This is a genomic window from Paenibacillus sp. FSL R5-0766, assembly GCF_037971845.1.
Lineage (GTDB): Bacteria > Bacillota > Bacilli > Paenibacillales > Paenibacillaceae > Paenibacillus.
Window position 1 is genome coordinate 6,049,792 of the sequence record NZ_CP150227.1, and the last position, 21,366, is coordinate 6,071,157.

A 21,366-nucleotide genomic window follows, 5' to 3' on the forward strand; every position below is an offset into this window, starting at 1 on the left:
AAATGAAAATAAGAGAAGTTGGTTTGTTGACACATCAGGTCGAGGCCATAAAAGAGTTTTACAGTACACTACTGGAATTGAATCTTGTGGAGGATAATGCAACATGCGTTTCATTCCGTGCGGGGAACTCGGTCCTATCTTTCAAGAAGGCGCCAGAACAAGAGAAGCCCTACTATCATGTAGCGTTTACGATTCCAACGAATAAACTTGCTGATGCAAAAAGGTGGGCTCAAGACCGTAACATTCCATTGCTCTCGAAAGATGGACAGGATGAATTTTATTTCCCTTACTGGGATGCAACAGCCTTCTATTTTTATGATCCAAGCGGCAACTTGATGGAATTTATCGCTCACCATTCACTCGATAACGCAGTCGATGAAGCTTTTGAAGCGAAGCATCTGTTATGTATTAGTGAAATCGGTCTGCCCGTCGATGATGTTCCTGAGATGATGAGCACATTGAATAGGCATTATCAACTTGAACCATTTGCCGGAGACGGAAAACAATTCTCCCCCACGGGTGATGCAGAAGGCATGTTTATTGTCATTGATAAACAGAAGCCCTGGTTCCCAGACGGACGTATGCCTGGTGTATTTGCCACGGAGGTAAAAGTTGAAACTGGGCAGCCAGGTAGTCTGCGTATACAGGACGATATGTACTCGATTGAATCGATATGATGTAAGAACGTACTGAATGAAAACCTATAGAGGGACTTCCAGCTTAATACTTACCAAAACCATCCTCACACGTGATATCCGATTTAAGAATTTCATACAGATTTTGTTTGGAATTCTCTAATTGTTTTTGTATTTCTTCAATTTCTGATATTTTCCCTTGGATAATGCTCGCTTGATCATTACTTGAAAACCCATGTTTAGAGATCATAGATTGGATCTCATGGATCGTAAAACCAACAGCTAAACATTGTTTGACCACTTCCAGATGCTGAATAATGCTCTGCGCATATATTCGATAGTTATTATGATCTCTCAGCATATGTTCATCGGGGATAATACCTATTTTCTCGTAGTAACGAATCGTGGATATCGGAAGGTTTACATGGTTCGCTACTTCACTAATCTTCATATGGATTTCCCCCGTTTCTTCTTCTTGCTATAAAGTATACTTCATAGTTTACAATCCTCATAGTGAGACAGATGGAGATATAATTTATACCCTACTCTCACCAATATAGATATGAGGAGAGATTTCAATATGAACACAATTACCGGTCAATTCAACAAAACAAATGATTTTGATAACATCGTCTTGGAGCGCCATTCCGTTAAAGCCTACGACCCTGAAGTGAAGATCAGCCGCGAGGAGATGACCGAAATACTGGCGAAAGCTTCACGTGCCCCTTCGGCCATTAACATGCAACCTTGGCGTTTTCTTGTTATCGACAGTGCCGAAGGCAAAGAGAAGCTTGCACCACTGGCCTCTTTTAACCAGACACAGGCACTAACGTCTTCCGCTGTCATTGCCGTGTTTTACGATGCCAACAACGTTGAATACATGGAAGAGATTTTCAGCAAATCAGTGGAACTTGGGTACATGCCCCAAGACATCATGGATATGCAGATGCAGCAGGTAAAACCTTATTATGCGAACATAAACGCATCCGAATTGCGTGATATGAACCTCATTGACTCAGGCCTCATATCCATGCAACTCATGCTCGTTGCCCGTGCTCATGGTTATGATACCAACCCTATGGCCGGTTATGACAAAGGTCAGATCGCCGAAGCGTTCGGCCTGGATAAAGAACGGTTCCAGCCCGTCATGTTGATCTCCATAGGGAAAGCAGCCAAAGAAGGCTATCCTTCCTATCGTCTCCCGGTTGAAACGATTACAACTTGGGCATAATCAACAGCTACTCTCAATGAAGTAATATCTCTTGTATTAAATAGTTAAGTTAATATAACAACTATAAGTAAATACTAAGTCTGAAAAATAGATAAAAATTACTGTGCATTCCATAATACCAGAGTACTCATCCTATATCAGTTAAAGGCTTTCATTATAATAGCCTCATACTGATTTGGACAGAGGAACATTAATTATAAGTTCATAAACAAAGGGTCCTGATGACAACTGTCATCAGGACCCTTTGTTACATAACTTAAATACTTTTGTCAGGTGATAAAAAGTCGTGAAACCACCACAGATTACCACAAAAAGAAAATTACCACTTCCTCAATATACCGAATGTCGCATATAACGTGCTTAAATGATCCATTTTCACCCAAGCCGGGTAAGGGATTAGAAAATAATATCAATAACCTCTAGCTCATCTTGCTCCTGTTCAGTTTGGCCATTCAGGGAAATATCCTTTAACATTACCGAAGGCTGTTCGGCAATTTGGTTGATGATCACGAGCAGGTCTTGAGCGAAATTGTCGATCAGATTGCGCGTAAACAACTTCGTCGCATATTCAAACTGCCCGTTCATTCCCTCATCCAAGAGCGAAATGACCAAGGTAAGGTCAAATTGGGAAACCGCATGCGTTTCCGGATAAGATTCGATCTGGATTTCCCCGAAGCTTTGAACGTTATCTTCCTTCGTTTCCAGTGTAAACATGACATCGAATAAAGGATTGCGACTTTGATCGCGCGGCACCTGCAGCTTTTTCACAAGTTCTTCAAACGGATAATCCTGGTGGTCGTAGGCCCCCAGCATCGTTTCTTTGACTTCGTTCAAGTAAGCGAGGAACGTCTTCTCCCCGGATGGATAATGACGAATCGCCAACGTGTTGACAAACATTCCGATGAGCGGCTCCAGGTCGGCATGTGTGCGGCCCGAAACCGGTGTGCCTACAATGAAGTCTTCTTGTCCCGAGTACTTGCTGAGCAGGATTGAATAGGCCGCCGATAACACCATATATAGGGTAGCACCATTCTCATCGGCAATGCGTTGCAAGCTGTCGGTCATCTGCTTGTCGATACTGAAAGGCAGCACATCTCCCTCAAAGCTGCGAGTGGCAGGTCTGACAAAGTCCGTAGGCAACTCAAGCGTTGGCAGTTCACCTTCCAGCATGTCCAGCCAGTAGGCTTCCTGGTGTTTCAGCCGTTCTTTTACAGGTTCGGACTGCTGCCAAGCGGCGAATTCCTTGTATTGAATCCGAAGCGGTTCCAGTGTCTCACCGTTATACAGGCGCAGCAGTTCTTCGATGAAGATACCCATCGACATGCCATCCGTGACGATATGATGAATGTCCAGCATAAGCAGATGACGTTCCGCTTCCCATTCAACTAAGCCCACACGCAGCAGCGGCGGCCGGTCCAAATCAAAGACACGTACAAAGGCATCCGCAATGCTTTTCGTTTCACTTTCCGTCGCTTTTGTATACTCGACGGCAAACTCCAAGTCCGAATAAACCCGTTGTACCGGTTCGCCGTCGACCATTTCGAAGCCAGTTCGCAAAACTTCGTGACGAGCGATTAATCCTTGGAGCGCCGCCTCGAATTGATTCCGCTCCAAGCGTCCGACGAGAACCGTCATGCCGGACATGTTGTAGCTAAGCTCGGCGCCTTCCATCTGCTGCTGGATGTACAGCCGTTTTTGCACAGAGGAAAGCGGATAATGCTCCCTTTTATCCAGAACCGGAATGGAGAGGAATTCCTGCTGTTCCAATCGGCTAATCACTTCAGCCATCGCTTCAATAGTCGAATACCGGAATACATCGCGTAGCGGCAGGTCCACGTGCAGCTCCTTGTGCACCTTGCTGACCAGCGTTGTCGCCCGCAGCGAGTGACCGCCGAGGTCGAAGAAGTTGTCCGTCACACCAATCGTAACTGACCCGAGCACGTCCTGCCAGATGGAGACCAGTTTCGCCTCCAGATCGGTGCGTGGCCCCACGTATTCGCGCCCTGCACTTACTCCCTCTTCCGGTGCCGGCAGAGCTTTCCTGTCAATTTTCCCGTTTGGTGTCAGAGGTAAATGCTCCAGCTCCACGAAGTACGACGGGATCATGTAACCAGGCAACTCGCTGGAGATTGCTCGTTTCAGGTCGGCCGCCGTCAGTTCGATATCCGTTGTGTAGTAGGCGCACAGCGCCTTTTGCCCATTCTCATCACTTCGAACCAGCACCACCGCTTCGCGTATACCTACCACCCGCAACAGCTGTGACTCGATCTCACCCGTCTCGATCCGGTACCCCCGGATTTTCGCCTGATTGTCGATCCGGCCGATGAAGTCCACGTTGCCGTCCTCCATCCATCGCGCCAAATCTCCCGTGCGATACAATCGCTCACCCGCGGTGAAAGGACTGTCTACAAACTTCTCTTCCGTCAGCTCTGGACGGTTCAAGTACCCGCGCGCCACACCGACTCCGCCGATAACCAATTCGCCCAGCACCCCGACTGGAACAGGATTCAGATGTGCATCCACGATGTAAAACTTCGCATTCAACCACGCTTTGCCAATCGGCACATTCCCTGTCTGAGGAAGTCTCGACAACTCCTCGTCATAGAAACTGGAGTCAATTGCTGCTTCCGTTACGCCGTAAGCGTTAATGATGCGGAATGACGGACCAAACCGTTCCTGTAAGGTTCGGTAATCTGCCACGCTGCAGCTGTCCGAGCTTGTGATCAGCAGCTCCATCCCGCTCAAATCCAGCCCTTGCTCGTGCACGTACTCCATAAACGGCACGATCAGTGCTGGTGTTGATTCAAAGATTGACACTTGCTCCCGCTCTATCCAGTAATGCAGACGAGACGGATCGATCCGGTCGTCCTTCGGTACAATGACCATGGTACCGCCGTTGTACAACGTCCGCGCAATGTCACCCACGAACACGTCAAACGAGAAGCTTGCGAGCTGCAACAGACGCACCGGGAACTGATCCAACCGGTATTCCCGTCGGTAGCCTGCTGCCGTGTTCACCAGGCTGCGGTGCTCGATCATTACACCCTTTGGCTTGCCCGTCGTCCCCGACGTGTAGATCACATACGCCAAATCCTCCGGACGAGCTTCATAGAAGCTGTCCATACCGACAACATCAACATCATTTGGATGACTCTCGCCACCACCGTTCACAGCCCCCGTTAGCTTGCCGGGGTCTATACCGGAAACCGTACCAGTGCCCATCGGGGCATCTACCCGATCTTCGCTGTATGACGTTTCGTCATCGAGATACAGCACCTTCGCCAGTGCCAGCTCCTCTTCGCTGAGCCAGGCTTCGGCACGCTCTCGCAGCGGCGTTTGCGTCAGCAGCACCTTCGCTCCGCTGTCTTCCAGCATGAACCGCACACGGTCCGCCGGATAATCCGGGTCAAGCGGTACATACGCCCCTCCCGCTTTCCAGACGGCCATCACAGCCACCAGCAGGTCCACCGAACGCTCGGCGAGAATGCCAACGATTGTCTCCCGACCAATGCCGCTTCCACGCAGCGTAGTCGCCAAGCGATTCGCCCGCTCGTTTAGCTCCGCATACGTAAGCCGATCGTTCTCGTAGAGGACAGCTTCCGCTTCCGGCGTGTGTTCCGCCTGTTCCTCGAACAGTCGATGGAACGCTGCCACAGGAGCCACTTCCGGCTGCGCCGGGTTAAACGCGCCGAGAATTTCTTCTTTTTCCGCCGCCGTCAAAATATCCAACTCGGAAATTGTCGCTGACGGGTTGCAGAGAAGGGATTCAAGCAACTGCAAGTAGTGGGCAGCCAACTTCTCCACCGTTTCGGTTTTATATAGAGCCGTGGCGTATTCAAACAGATATTCCAAGCCTTCCTCAATCTCCGTAACGTCCAAGCTGAGATCGAATTTGGACACAATTTCTTCGCTGGCATACGTCGACAAATGCAGTCCCGGAAGCTGAATTTCCAAATTTTCTGTATTCTGCAAAGCAAACATCGTATCAAACAGCGGATTACGGCTTAAATCACGAGTCACGTTTACCTTATCCACCAGTTCCTCAAACGGATAATTCTGATGTTCAAAAGCACCCAGCGTTGTCTCCTTGATTTCCTTCAAGTAGTCAAGGAACGTCTTACCAGCAACCGGGTAACTGCGGATGGCCAATGTATTAACGAACATCCCGATCAGCGGCTGAACATCGCTGTGATTTCTACCCGCAATCGGCGTACCTACCACCACGTCTTCCTGACCTGAATATTTATGCAGAAGCACGTTATACGCCGCAAGCAGAACCATGTAAAGCGTTGCGCCGTTTTCAGCTGCAAGCCGTTTCAGACCTTCGCTTTTCTCAATATTCATAAACAATTGCAGCGTACGGCCCTCGTAGCTCTGCATAGCCGGGCGCGGATAGTCCGTTGGCATTTCCAGAACTGGCAGTTCTCCGCTGAACATGTCAATCCAGTAGGCTTCCTGCTTGGCAAGCTGCGTTTTCTGCTCGTCCGATTGCTGCCATACTGCATAATCTTTGTACTGAATGCGGAGTGGCTTGAGCGACTCCCCGCTGTACAAGTGCACGAACTCTTCGATCAGTACGTCCATTGAAACGCCGTCCGATACGATATGGTGTGTATCGAACATCAGTATATGCCGGTCTGGCGCGAGTTCGGCAATGCCCACCCGCAGAAGTGGTGGCTTCGCTAGATCAAACGCACGAACGAATTGGCGCACCGTTTCTTCCGCCTGTTCCCCGCTGATCTGCACATATTCCACCTGGAAGGTGACTTCTTCGTAAATCCGCTGAACCGCTTCGCCTTCAACCATCTCAAAGCTGGTACGCAGCGTTTCATGACGAGCTACAAGCCCGCGGAACGCTTCTTCAAACCGCTGCCGGTCGAGCTGCCCTTCGAGCAACATAGCTCCCGGTATGTTGTAGCTCAGCTCGCCTCCTTCCAGCTGGTTCAAGATATAGAGACGTTTCTGAGCAGAAGAGAGTGGATAGTACTCGCTAGGTTCCGCAGCCGGAATAGCCATAAACGAACCGATCTCCAAACGCTTCATAGCTATTGCCATTTCCTCAACTGTCGAGTAGCGGAATACGTCGCGAAGCGGGAATTGGGCGCCCAGCTCCTTATGCATTTTGCTGACAAGTGTTGTCGCACGCAGGGAGTGTCCTCCGAGGTCGAAGAAGTTGTCCGTTACGCCTACCACCTTCTCCCGAACAAGCACTTCCTGCCAAATGGCAGCCAGTTTTGCCTCCAGTTCGGTGCGCGGCGCCACGTATTCGCGGCCTCCCCCTTCCGGCGCTGGCAGCGCCTTCCGGTCAATTTTCCCATTCGGCGTTAGAGGCAATTGCTTCAGTTCGACGAAATACGACGGAATCATGTATCCCGGTAGCTCACTGGAGATCGCCCGTTTCAAATCTGCCGCCGTCAAGCCTTCTTCAACTGTATAATAAGCGCACAATGCTTTCTGCCCCTCTTGATCTTCCCTGACAACAACGACCGCTTCCTTCACACCACCTACACTCAGCAGCTCTGCTTCGACTTCGCCCGTCTCGATCCGGTAACCCCGGATTTTCGCCTGGTTATCGATCCGGCCGATGAAGTCCACGTTGCCATCCTCCATCCACTTCGCCAAATCTCCCGTGCGATACAACCGCTCACCAGCGGTGAAAGGACTGTCTACAAACTTCTCTTCCGTCAGCTCTGGACGGTTCAAGTACCCGCGCGCCACACCGACTCCGCCGATAACCAATTCGCCCAGCACCCCGACCGGTACGGGATTCAGATGTGCATCCACGATGTAAAACTTCGCATTTAACCACGCTTTGCCAATCGGCACATGGCCTGTCGGCGGCAGTTTCTCCAACCCCTCGTCATAGAAACTGGAGTCAATTGCCGCTTCCGTCACACCGTAGGCGTTAATGATGCGGAATGACGGACCAAACCGTTCCTGTAAGGTACGGTAATCTGCCACACTGCAGCTGTCCGAGCTAGTGATCAACAGCTCCATCCCGCTCAACTCCAGCCCCTGCTCATGCACGTACTCCATAAACGGCACGATCAGCGCCGGCGTTGATTCAAAAATCGTCACTTGCTCCCGCTCTATCCAGTAATGCAGACGAGACGGATCGATCCGATCGTCCTTCGGTACAATGACCATGGTACCGCCGTTGTACAGCGTCCGCGCAATGTCACCCACGAACACGTCAAACGAGAAGCTTGCGAGCTGCAACAGACGCACCGGGAACTGATCCAACCGGTATTCCCGTCGGTAGCCTGCTGCCGTGTTCACCAGGCTGCGGTGCTCGATCATTACACCCTTTGGCTTGCCCGTCGTCCCCGACGTGTAGATCACATACGCCAAATCCTCCGGGCAAGCTTCATGGAAGCTGTCCATACCAACAACATCAATATCATTTGGATGACTCTCGCCACCACCGTTCACAGCCCCCGTTAGCTTGCCGGGGTCTATACCGGAAACCGTACCAGTGCCCATCGAGGCATCTACCCGATCTTCGCTGTATGACGTTTCGTCATCGAGATACAGCACCTTCGCCAGTGCCAGCTCCTCTTCGCTGAGCCAGGCTTCGGCACGCTCTCGCAGCGGCGTTTGCGTCAGCAGTACCTTCGCTCCGCTGTCTTCCAGCATGAACCGCACACGGTCCGCCGGATAATCCGGGTCAAGCGGTACATATGCCCCTCCCGCTTTCCAGACGGCCATCACAGCCACCAGAAGGTCCACCGAACGCTCGGCGAGAATGCCAACGATTGTCTCCCGACCGATGCCGCTTACACGCAGCGTTGCCGACAGGCGGTTCGCCCGCTCATTCAACTCCGCATACGTCAGCCGATCGTTCTCGTAGACAACGGCTTCCTCTTCCGGTGTACGTTCCGCCTGTTCCTCGAACAGGCGATGGAAGGCGGCTACAGGAGCCACTTCCGGCTGCACCGGATTAAACTCGCCGACAATTTCTTCTTTTTCCGCCGCCGTCAGAAGCTCTAACTCATGTACACGAACATTCGGGTTAGCCGCAACCTGCTCCAATGCACGGGCAAAATGACCGTGGATCTGCCTGATGTCTTGCTCTCTGAATGTCAGTGCATTGTACGTAAATCGTAGCAAAATATGCTCTTCCGGAATGACGGTAATGTCCAGGTCGTAGTTCGTTTGTTCCGGCGATTGGATATTAGCGATTTTCAGCGCATCTTGGCCTCCGCCGACAACTTGTTCAATCTGTTCTTCCATCGGATAATTTTCAAAGACCATGATATGGTTGATCAAGTCGCGCTTTTGCTCGCTCAGCGACTGAATTTCGAACAGCGGGAACGTTTCGTAAGCTCCCGATGCCAGCGCTTGATCCTGTGTTTTTCTCAAGATATCGGCTACCGTCTCCTCGGCTTTACCTTGAATACGGACCGGGATCGTATTAATAAACAGGCCAATCATGCTTTCGATGCCCGGAATTTCCGCCGGACGCCCGGATACAACGGAGCCGAACACAACATCCTCGCTGTTGTTGTATATCTGTAAGACCAGTCCCCATACAGTCTGCATAAACGTGTTGAGTGTCACCTGTTGCTGGCGCGCCACACGTTCAATTTGCTCAGTCAGTCCCTTGCTGAGTTCCACATCGATTTCAGCCATTTCAAAAGCATGCTGTTTCAGCTGCGTTCTCTCCTGCGGCAGCCTGGTCTGCTGATCGTAACCCGCCAAATACTCCGACCAGTAACCCGAAGCTTTTGCTACATCTTGAGCTTCCAGCCATTCGATATACCGGGAGTATGAGGTAACCGGAGGAAGCTCTAGCGCTCGCTTCTCCTGAAAGGCAAAGTAAGTGTCGAACACTTCCTTGATCATGAAGGACATACACCAGCCATCCATCAAAATGTGATGATGACTCCAGATCACATGGTAGGCTTCGTCGCCTGTGCGCAAAACGGTCACACGCATAAGAGAGTCTTGAGCCAAATCAAACTTGTTAGCTTTATCCGCGCTGACAAAATGGGCTATCGTTTTCTCCGGGTGTTCATCTCTTGCCGAACGAAGATCTTCAAAGTACACTTCACATTTCCGCTCGCGGAATACCACTTGAATCGGCTCGTCTCTCCAGCCGGTAATAAAGTTGGTCCGCAGCGCCTCATTTCGCTGTACCAGCGTATCCAATCCCCGGGTGAAGGCTTCCACATTCAGGCTTCCATACAGATCGAAGGTTACCTGTTCGAAGTAAGCTTCCGAATCGGCATCCAGCAGGCTGTGGAACAACATCCCTTTTTGCAGTGGAGTCAGGGTATATACATTCTCCAGTTCGCCGAGTGCCGCCGTATGTTCGGACAGCCGCTCCAGTTCCTCCACCGTCACATCTTGAAGCAGTACGTCACTAGGCGTAAGCTCCGGCTGCTCTTTCGATACGCAATGGCTGATGACCTCACGCAAACTCGATTGAAGCAGGGAGCCCAGGCGCTCAACCGTCTCCCGTTGATACTGGGTTTCCCCATAACGGATCGTGAGTTCCAACACGCCTTCCGACACCATACCGTTGATATCGAGGACATAATCCATCACAGCATTCGGACTTGAATCGGAGCCCGGACTGAACGGAGACGGCTGCGAGCCACTGCTTTCGTGATCCTGGTCGAACTGGCCCAGATAGTTAAAACTGATCTCCGGCTCCAAAACGAAGCTCTCTCCGGCACGCGGCGCCGACAAATAACGCAGGATGCCATAGCCGATCCCTTTGTTCGGAATGCGACGCAAGTTTTCTTTCACCTGTTTCACCTGATGACCGAGTGCAACGTGACCTGGCTCCAGAACAACAGGGAATTGGCTTGTAAACCAACCTACCGTGCGCGTAATGTCCACATCTGGCAAAAGCTCTTCCCGGCCGTGGCCTTCGAGATTCACCAGCACGCGTTCCTGACCGCTCCAAGCTTGTACTGAGAGGCCCAGCGCGGCAAGCAGCAAATCGTTCATTTCCGTATGGTAAGCACGGTGAGCCTGCTTAAGCAACTGTTCGGTTTCGTCCACTGTCCATCGAACGGTTACGAGCCCGCTGTCCTTCAGCTTGGATCTGCCTTGTTCATAATCTTTTGGAAGCGGCTCATAGGCCAATTGCTCGATATACTGCCAATACGTTCTCTCGCTTTCCATCGCCGGCCCGTTCGCATAATCAGCGAGCTGTTTCGCCCACGTTTGGAATGAATCCGTTTTGAGCGGCAGACGGATCAGCTGTCCTTGCAGCGCCTGCTCATAGGCGGCTGCAAAATCCTCAAGCAGAATCCGCCAGGATACGCCGTCTACGACCAAGTGATGGATCGCGATGAGCAGATGGTCGCCATCGTCGCAGCGGAACAAACCAAGCTTCACCAGCGGACCGTTTTCCAGATCGATGCTTGCTTGAATGTCATTTGCCTTAACCTCTACCGCTTCTTTCACGTCACGGACTCCCTTGAAATCGATAACTTCCAGATCGAACAGCACTTCATTCTCCCCGGCGCCTCGGTTCCAGACGGTATAACCATTCTCGGTTTGACGATAAACCGTACGAAGAGCATCGTGATGCACGATAAGCTGACGCACTGCTTGGCTTAAAGCTTTTTCATCAAAGCCTTGCTTGGAGAACTGCATAATCGCCTGATTGCTATGATGCACATCGGCCGGATTTTGTTCAAAGAACCAGCGCTGAATCGGGGTCAGGATAACCTCTCCCGTCACTTCGGCCTGGCTTGCCGTTCTCGCCGCTGTTTGCAACCGCAAACTAAGGGCGGAGATCGTCGGGTAATGGAACAAATCTTTCATGACCAGCTTGTACCCCGTTTGCAAAAGACGAGAAGATACCTGTAAAGCTTTAATTGAATCCCCACCAAGCGCAAAGAAATTATCCATGGTGCCAACCTGATCCACGCCTAACACTGACTGCCAGACCAACGCGAGTGCTTTCTCGGCTGGAGTACGCGGCGCCGTGTATGCAGCCTCGGCACGAATGCTTCCTTCCGGCACAGGCAACGCTTTACGGTCGATCTTGCCGTTCGGTGTAAGCGGTAGTTGATCCAGACGCATGATTCGCGAAGGCACCATATGAGAAGGCAGTACGGCGTCCAGATGGGCCACAAGCCCTTCCAGATCGAAGCTGGAATCCACTACGACATACCCGCACAAATATTTCTGCCCCCGCTCGTCCGTCCGGTCGATGACAAGCGCTTGACGCACCTCGGCAACATTTTTCATGGCCGCTTCAATCTCACCAAGCTCGATCCGGTAACCGCGAATTTTCACCTGATTGTCGATTCGCCCGATGAAATCTACGTTGCCGTCAGGCATCCAGCGTGCCAGATCACCCGTCCGGTACAACCGCTCCCCAGCGGTTAACGGGCTATCTACGAATTTCTCCGCCGTTAAATCCGGGCGGTTCAAGTAACCGCGGGCCACACCCGCTCCGCCGATAACCAGTTCGCCCAGCACCCCGATCGGCACCGGCTTCAGATTTGCATCCACGATGTAGAATCTGGCGTTCAGCCACGCTTTCCCGATGGGCACGCTACCCGCCTTCGGCAACTTCTCCAGCGGCTCGTCATAGAAGCTGGAGTCAATCGCTGCTTCCGTTACGCCGTAGCTGTTAATAATACGGAACTGCGAGCCAAAGCGCTCCTGCAAGGTGCGGTAATCCGCTACACTGCACGCATCTGAGCTTGTGATCAGCAGCTGCATCGAGCCAAGGTCCAGACCCTCGGCATACACATGCTCCATGAACGGCACGATCAGTGCCGGAGTTGATTCGAACACCGTCACGGCGTAATCACGAATCCAGCCATAGAGGCGGGTTGGATCAATCCGGTCTTCCTTCGGCACGATGACCATAGTTCCACCGTTGTACAGCGTCCGTGCAATGTCACCGACGAACACATCAAACGAGAAACTGGCAAGTTGCAACAGCCGGATTGGGAACTGATCCAGACGGTAGTCCCGCCGGTAGCCCGCCGCCGTGTTCACCAAGCTGCGGTGTTCCACTGCCACGCCCTTCGGACGGCCCGTCGTACCGGAGGTGTAGATGACGTAAGCCAGATCGCCCGGCTTGTTCACATTTGCCGGATTGGATGCGAGATCCGCCGCTTGTGCGTTCTGCTCAGCTTCTGCCGTGGCAGATGTTTCGGCAACAGCCGTTGCCACTTGCGCCAAAGCCTCCGCCTCTGTGCCCTCTTCGCCCAAAGCTTGTACGCCTACAGCTGTTTCCACCGTGCCTAGGCTGTACGCCGCGGCGTCATCAAGTGCAAGCACCGTTTGCAGCGTTAAAGCTCTGTCGCTGCGCCAAGCTTCCGCCTGCTCCAACAGGCAGGTCTGCGTAAGCAACACCGATGCCCCGCTGTCCGCGAGCATATATTCGATCCGCTCCGCTGGATAGTCGGGGTCAAGCGGTACATAAGCACCTCCAGCTTTCCATACGGCGAGCACCCCGATCAGCAGCTCGGCCGAACGGTCGGCCAGAATGCCAACCACCTGTTCCGACTTCACCCCGCGTGCCCGCAGTACATACGCCAGACGATTCGCTTTAGCATTCAGCTCCGCATACGTCAGCTTGCTGTCTTCGTATACAACCGCCAGCGCTCCCGGAGTGCGCTCCGCCTGCTCCTCGAACAGCTCGTGGAACGTTCTCTCTCTCCACGACTCATCTGCTTCCAAACCTGTACCCTCTGCAGCGTATTGCTTCGCAAGAGCCGAAGACGACACGTCAAACCCGACCAATAAATTATCCTTTTCGCTGTTCGTCAATATATCCAAATCCGAAATCCGCGCACCCGGCTGAGCCAGGATCGACGCCAAAAGCTGCTCGTAATGACCCGCCAGCCGTACCATCGTTTCCTGCTTAAACAACGAGGTAGCGTACTCGATCTTGCAAACCAACTCGTTACCCTCTTCCACGATATCCAAGCTAAGATCAAACTTCGCCGTCTTTTCCTCGATGTCAAACAGTGACCATTGCAAGCCTTCAAGAGTTAAATCCAGGCTTTCGTGCTTTTGCAAAGAAAACATGGTGTCAAACAGCGGATTTCGGCTTAAATCCCGGGTCACCTGAAGAGCTTCTACCAGCTCCTCAAACGGATAGTCCTGGTGCTCGAAGGCTCCAAGTGTCGTTTCCTTCACTTCCTGCAAGTAATCCATGAACGTCCGCTCTGCCGTCGGACCCAAGCGAAGGGCCAGCGTATTGACAAACATGCCGATTATCGGCTGCAAGTCGGCGTGAGAACGAGCGGCAATCGGAGTGCCAACTACTATATCTTCCTGTCCCGCGTATTTATGAAGTAATACAGAGTACGCAGCCAGCAGAAGCATGTACAACGTTGCCCCCGAATCGCTGGCAAGCTGTTTGAGAGCCTCGCCTTTCTCCGCATCTAGCCTAAACGTGAGCGTTTGACCGTCAAACTGTTGAACAGCTGGACGAGAGTAGTCAAGAGGCAGCTCAAGAACCGGAAGCTCGGAGCTGAATACCCCGCGCCAGTATTCCTCCTGTCGTTTGATGCGTTGACGCTGTTCCTCGGATTGCTGCCAAGCGGCGTAATCCTTGTACTGAATTCGCAGCTCCGGCAATTCTTCCCCATTGTACAGCCGCACGAATTCGCGCAGCAGCACGTTCATGGAAAGGCCGTCGGAAGCAATGTGATGCATATCCAGCGCGAGCAGGAATTTTTCTTTCTCCAATTCAATCAACAGGGCGCGCAGTAAAGGCGGCTGGGTCAAGTCAAAAGGCTGAATGAAGCCTTCAAGAATGGCTGCAACCTGATCTTCGCTTGCTTGAATCTTCTCGACCTTGAAAGCGACGAGCGGGTGAATACGCTGAACCGGCTCCCCATTCATGATTTCAAAACCGGTGCGCAACATATCGTGCCGGGCCATCAAAGTAGTCAGTACATCTTCTACTTTGGCCTCGTTCAAATCCCCTTCCAATTGCAAGGCGCTTGGGAGATTATAATTCAGCTCCAAGCTATCCAGCTGGTGCAGGACGTATAGCCTTTTTTGTGCAGAGGAAACCGGATAGTACGCTTTCTCTTCCGCTTTTGGAATCGAGCTATGCTCTGATTCTTCCAAGCTGGCAATAGCCCCGGCCATCGACTCTACCGTCATATAGCGGAACACATCGCGCAGCGGAAGTTCAACGTTCATTTCCTTCCGAATCTTGCTGACAAGGTTTGTCGCCCGCAAGGAATGCCCTCCCAGTTCGAAGAAATTGTCCATGACTCCAATGCCGGAGTAACCCAGCACTTCCTCCCAGATTTTCACAAGCCGGGACTCCGTAAGGTTACGCGGCGCTATGTATTCGACGCCCGTTTGCAAGCCGCCTTGCGGCTCCGGCAATGCTTTGCGGTCCACTTTGCCGTTGGACGTCAGCGGCATGCGTTCCAGCTGCACGAAGTACGACGGGATCATGTATCCCGGCATTCCCTGAGCCAGCGAAGATCTCATTTCGCTAACCGTCAGCGTCCGGTCCGCCACAAAGTAGGCAACAAGCGCCTTCTCGCCCCCGCTGTCCTGACGGGCGAGCACCACCGCTTCTTCCACACCCTCCACGTTCAGAAGCTGCGTTTCAATTTCGTCCAGCTCGATCCGGTACCCGCGAATTTTGACCTGATGGTCGATCCGACCCAGATATTCAATGTTGCCGTCCGGCAGCCAGGCCGCCAAGTCGCCTGAGCGATACAGTTTCTCCCCATCCGCAAACGGAGAATCAACGAACTTTTCCGCCGTCAAATCCGGGCGATTCAGGTATCCTCTTGCCAGGCCTTCACCGGCTACGTACATTTCGCCTGCTACGCCGATCGGAACAGGACGACGGTTTTCATCCAGAACGTACACACTCAGCGTTGGGATCGGCTTGCCGATATTACTTTTCGCCGCCTCCATCTCCATCCATGTGATTTCCTTATACGTCACGTGAACCGTCGTTTCGGTAATCCCGTACATATTGATCAGCTTTGTCTCCGGGTACTTCGTCTTAAAACCCTTGAGCAACAGCGGGCTGAGCGCTTCGCCGCCAAAGATGACGTTACGAATCTGCAGATCGTACGGATGGTCCGCTAAAACCTCACGCAGCAGTTGGTAGAAATATGTTGGCGTCTGGTTCAAAATCGTGACCTGTTCGCGGCTCAACAGTGCCAGGAACTCAGCCGGATTTTTCGCCGTAAGCGGCGGTACGATAACCAGCTTGCCTCCGTACAGCAACGCTCCGTACATTTCCCAGACGGAGAAATCGAAGCAGAACGAGTGGAACAACGTCCACGTGTCGGACGGCCCAAAGTCGAACAGGTTCTTGTCGTTGAACAAAAGGCGCACGACGTTTTTATGCTCAATCAACGTGCCTTTGGGTTTGCCGGTCGTTCCCGATGTGTAGATGACATAGGCCAAGTTACCCGGGCCAGAAATTGGCTCCAGATTCGAAGCGTCCAGCGCACCAGCGGAGTCCGCCCCTTTGTCGCCCCAAACGAAATCGTCCAATTCAAGGCGCGTTCCTGCGAAGTCGGTCTTCTCATGCAAATGCTTTTGAATCAGCAATAACGGTGCGCCCGAGTCCTCAATCATGAAGCGGATGCGTTCCTCCGGGTAGTCGGGATCAACAGGCACGTAGGCTCCGCCCGCTTTGAGAATCGCCAGAATGCCGACGACCATATCAAGCGAACGTTCGGCCAGAATCGCTACCAGCTGGTCCGCTTCGACTCCCGTCTCCCGCAGCTTGCGCGCAAGCCGGTTGGACCGCTCATTCAATTCGTGGTAGGTCAACTGCCGCTCATTCATGACGGCGGCCACGTTATCCGGATAAAGCTTCGCCTGCTCTTCGAACAAGCCATGAATCGTCTGCTGACGCGGGTAGTCTGCCTCCGAATCATTAAAACCGCGCACCAGTTCACGGATTTCCTGCTCCGTTAGCATTTCCAGCGAAGCAATATCCCCTTCCGGCGCTGTTGCGATAGTTTCGAGTAGCTTGTCATAATGTCTGGCGAATCGCTCCGCGGTCTCCTGTTTATACAAAGCCGTAGCGTACTCCAACCGGCATTCGAGCTGACCATCCAGCTCCGAAATGTCCAGAAGCAGCTCGAACTTGGACGTTCGGTTTTCCAACGGATAAAACGATTGCTCCAGCCCCTCGATGACAATTTGCTCATTCTCCGTATTTTGCAGGGAGAAGAACGTATCAAAGAGCGGATTCCGGCCGGTCGCACGCGGAATGTGAAGGCTTTCCACCAAGTCTTCGAACAAATAATTTTGGTGTTCAAAAGCCCCGAGTGTGATTTCCTTCATTTCTTCCAGGTACTTAAGGTACGGCTTGGAACGCTCTGGATGGCTGCGAATGGCAAGCGTGTTGATAAACATACCTACGATTGGCTGCACTTCTTCCTGCGTTCTTCCGGCAATCGGCGTTCCCACGATCAGATCTTCCTGACCCGAATATTTATGCATAAGGATCGAATAAGCAGACAACAGCACCATGTACAGGGTCGTGCCTGTCCGTGCGGCCAGTTCTTTCAGCTTTTCCGTCCGTTCTTTCCCAATATCAAACTTCACGGTCCGGCCGTCAAAACTTTGCACCGCAGGCCGCGGGAAGTCCGTCGGCAGTTCCAATACAGGCAGCTCGCCCGACAGCTGTTCCAGCCAGTACTCCTTCTGCGGCTGGATCAACTGCACGTAGGCTTCGGAATGCTGCCAAACGGCATAATCTTTGTATTGAATACGCAACGGAGCCAGCTCCTCACCCCGATACAGGCGGCTGAACTCGTCGAAAAGCAACGCTGTCGAGATACCATCCGAGACGATGTGGTGCATATCGAACAGCAAAATGTGGCGATCCTCGGTGACTTCAATCAGGCCGATGCGAAGAAGTGGCGGCTTGGTCAGATCAAACGGGTGATAGTATGCTTCCACCACTTGGTCCACTTCTCGCTCGCTCACCTGGAAATAATCTACATCAAACTCCACCTCGTCATAGATGTGCTGCACAAGCTCGCCTTGAACCTGCTCGATCCCGGTACGCAGCGTCTCATGGCGCTGAATCAACGCCCGAAACGCGTACTCTACGCGCGTGCGGTCCAGCTTGCCTTTGAGAAGAAGCGCCGCCGACATATTGTAGCTACGCTCGGCCGCGTCAAGCTGGCGCAGGACGTACAGACGCTTTTGCTCGGATGAAACCGGATAGTACTCGGCCTCTGCCGCCTTTGTAATCTCATACGTCTCCTGCTGCTTTAAACCGCTAATTCTTTGAGCAAGTTGTTCGATCGTGGTGTAGCGGAAAACGTCCCGCAACGGAACCTCGACTTGCAGCTCTTTTCGAATCTTGGAAACAAGCGCGGAGGCTCGCAAGGAATGACCACCAAGGTCAAAGAAATCGTCACGGACTCCAACTCGCGCAATACCCAGCACCTGCTGCCAAATAAGTGCAAGTCTTGTTTCCAGCGTTGTACGAGGAGCCACATACTCAAGGCCCACTTCTACCTCTCCGGTCGGTTCAGGCAGCGCTTTACGGTCAACTTTTCCATTCGGTGTGAGTGGTAGCTGATCAAGAGATACCAGCCGGGCCGGAACCATATGCGCAGGCAGCTCTTGTTTCAATTGGGACAACAGATCGATCAGCTGCAAGGAATCATCCCCTGCCACGTAACCGCACAAATACTTTTGCCCCTGCTCATCCGTACGGTCAGTCACCACAGCCTGCTTGACACCCGGGAAACGCAACAGGGCCGATTCAATTTCGCCGAGTTCGATCCGGAACCCGCGAATTTTCACCTGATAGTCGATTCGGCCGATGAAGTCAACGTTGCCGTCTTCCAGCCAGCGGGCCAAATCTCCTGTCCGATACAGACGTTCGCCAGGCACAAACGGGCTGTCTGCAAACTTCTCGGTGGTTAGGTCCGGACGGTTCCAATACCCTCGCGCCACCCCGGCGCCGCCGATGACAAGTTCACCCGGAACCCCTACAGGAACCGGCTTTAACCCGTCATCTACAATGTAAAACCGGGCGTTCAGCCAGGCTTTGCCAATCGGCACATGACCCAACGTTGGCAGCTTGTCCAGCGGCTCATCGTAAAAGCTGCTGTCAATGGCCGCTTCGGTAACGCCGTAGCTGTTGATGATGCGGAATTGTCCGCCGAATCTTTCCTGCAGCAATCGGTAATCCGTTACACTGCAAGCATCCGAGCTGGTAATCAGCAACTGCATGGAGCTGACGTCCAGCCCTTCTTCATAAATATGCTGCATGAACGGCAGGATGAGCGCAGGTGTCGATTCAAATACCGTAATGTTTTGCTCCCGAATCCAGCCGTATAAACGGTTCGGATCAATCCGGTCATCCTTTGGCACAATCACCATCGTTCCTCCGTTATACAGCGTCCGCGCGATGTCTCCAACGAACACGTCAAACGAAAAGCTGGCCAGTTGCAGCAACCGCACCGGGAACTGATCCAACCGGTACTCGCGGCGGTACGCATCCGCCGTATTCATGAGACTACCATGCTCGATCATGACACCTTTTGGGCGTCCCGTCGTACCCGAGGTGTAAATCACATAAGCCAGGTCTTGCGGGGCACTGTCAGCAGATTCATATTCCACGGCTGAGGTATCCCCGTTATACATCTGTTCATCGTCCATCGCATAGACAGCTTGAAGCTTCAGCCGGTCATCGGCCAACCAACCTCCAGCCCCCTCCAACAGATGACGCTGCGTAAGCAGTACCGATGCTCCGCTATCGCTGAGCATGTACTCAATCCGCTCCGCCGGATAATCGGGGTCCAGCGGTACATAAGCTCCGCCGGCTTTCCATACGGCGAGCACACCGACCAGCAGTTCCACCGAGCGCTCCGCCCAGATCCCCGTAATCGTCTCCCTTCCCACGCCCTGTTCACGAAGGAGCGTAGCCAGCCGCTCGGCGCGTTTGTTCAGTTCGCCGTAGGTCAGCTTTTTGTCCATATAAACAACTGCCGGGTGATCCGGAATGTCTCGGGCAAACTTTTCGACATACCGATGAAACGCTATTCCCTCGCTCAATGCTGCCACCGGCGGGTTAAACACGCCCAGAATGCGGTGTCTCTCCTCATCGCTCAGTAGAGAAATCTCACGTACCCGCAGTTCGGGAGTCTCAAGAAACTGGTCCAAAACAGTTACATACTGTTCCATAATGCGATCAATCTCGGTCGTCTCGAACAGGCCGGTACGATAGGAAGCATGGAGAATGACATGGCCTTCATTCAGCATATGGTCAAAGCGCAGCAGTAGATCGTCCATCTCGTGCCTGGCAAAGTGAGCCTCCAGACGTACCTTGATTTCTTCGTACTCCACGATTTTCAAAGGCAGATATTCCAGAGACGTGCGGAACAACTCCGAAAGATCGTTGCGACCGTGTTGTTCACGTAAATCCTGGATCAATTGGTTATAAGGATATTTCTGATGCCGCAGATCCGCTGTATTTTCCTTGGAAACCGTTTGGATCAAGGAAAGCACGGACCCATCTGGATTCAGACTAATCCGCGTAGCTACGGTGCTGACGAACATACCGATCGTTTCTTTTTCCTTCTTGCTGGTGCGATTGGCAAAAACCGTGCCGACCGGCACATCGGTGCTGTCGGTCAGCTTATACAATAAGGCATACATGGCGGACAAAAATAACGTATATAAACTGACCTGATATTGTTCGCTAAAAGCCAGAATGCGGTCATACCGGGAACCATCCAACGTGATGGAACGTTTATTCGATTCGCTGCCAATCGAGAATGGCGGAGCCGATTTAATGCCGCTCGTTTCAGGCAAAGTGTTGTACTTGGTCAGCCAATATTCCTTGCCTTTTTGATAACGCTGCGATTGCTCATACTCATGCTCAGTTGAAATATAATCCAGATAGGAAGGGGCCTGGTAACTGCTGAGGATGCCTTTGCGCAGTTCCAGGTATTTTTCCATCACCGCATGCAGCAAAGCAGTGACGGACAAGCCATCGGCAATGATATGATTTACAGTCAAATTAAGCCATACTTGGCCGTTCGCAAAATGGATCATCGTAAATTGATAGAGGTGTTCGTCGAACACACTGGCCGGTTTTTCGGTTACTTCTTTCACCCAGGCATAGAATTGTTCGGTTGTACCTATTTCGAGGTGGCTTATCTGGGCTTGGACATTCTCCGGCTCTTCGAACCACTGCGTTGGATTTTGCAAATCCCCGCTAATGCGGATTCGGAAAGCGTCATAGGTTTTGACAATCTCTGCAGCCGCTTGCTCCAGCAGCTTGGTGTCGATCTCGCCCGTAATCTGGTAGGTCGCGGAAAGCATCGTGATGGATGTGCCCGGATTCATAATTTCCATGAACCATATCCGGCGCTGGGCTTGCGTTAATCCATATTGCTTGTTCATATTCTCTCTCACATCGACACACTCCCGTATTAGAGATTGTTTGTAGATAGGCTTTGTATCTATAAATTGAACTAAAGATGATTTACACGGAACACTCCGATGACAGAATAACCTTCCAATCGCTGTTATCCCCAGATTTTT

4 protein-coding genes are annotated in these 21,366 nt (G+C 52.2%); 2 read left to right on the top strand and 2 right to left on the bottom strand.

Annotation, left to right across the window (positions count from 1 at the left end):
* Window positions 1–2 precede the first annotated feature (2 nt).
* Complete coding sequence (locus MKY66_RS26270; RefSeq protein ID WP_076213015.1) at window positions 3–677, top strand: VOC family protein; 675 nt, start codon at window positions 3–5, stop codon at window positions 675–677.
* Between the two features lie 43 nt (window positions 678–720).
* On the opposite strand, the gene MKY66_RS26275 is transcribed toward MKY66_RS26270, so the two are convergent.
* Window positions 721–1,086: a MerR family transcriptional regulator gene (locus tag MKY66_RS26275; RefSeq protein WP_076213018.1), complete on the bottom strand. Its 366-nt coding sequence runs from the start codon at window positions 1,084–1,086 to the stop codon at window positions 721–723.
* A 129-nt stretch (window positions 1,087–1,215) separates the two neighbouring features.
* Here MKY66_RS26275 and MKY66_RS26280 point away from each other — a divergent pair, with 129 nt between their 5' ends.
* On the top strand, window positions 1,216–1,866 hold the full coding sequence (locus tag MKY66_RS26280; RefSeq protein WP_076213021.1) for a nitroreductase family protein: 651 nt from the start codon (window positions 1,216–1,218) through the stop codon (window positions 1,864–1,866).
* A 396-nt stretch (window positions 1,867–2,262) separates the two neighbouring features.
* On the opposite strand, the gene MKY66_RS26285 is transcribed toward MKY66_RS26280, so the two are convergent.
* Entirely contained in the window at window positions 2,263–21,237 is an 18,975-nt protein-coding gene (locus tag MKY66_RS26285) for a non-ribosomal peptide synthase/polyketide synthase (RefSeq protein WP_339806385.1), read from the bottom strand.
* Window positions 21,238–21,366: the final 129 nt, after the last annotated feature.

What these genes read in the sequence shown, in the direction of transcription:
- MKY66_RS26270 (WP_076213015.1), top strand. Translation starts at nt 3, where the DNA reads ATGAAAATAAGAGAAGTTGGTTTGTTGACACATCAGGTCGAGGCCATA.
- MKY66_RS26275 (WP_076213018.1), bottom strand. Translation starts at nt 1,086, where the DNA reads ATGAAGATTAGTGAAGTAGCGAACCATGTAAACCTTCCGATATCCACG.
- MKY66_RS26280 (WP_076213021.1), top strand. Translation starts at nt 1,216, where the DNA reads ATGAACACAATTACCGGTCAATTCAACAAAACAAATGATTTTGATAAC.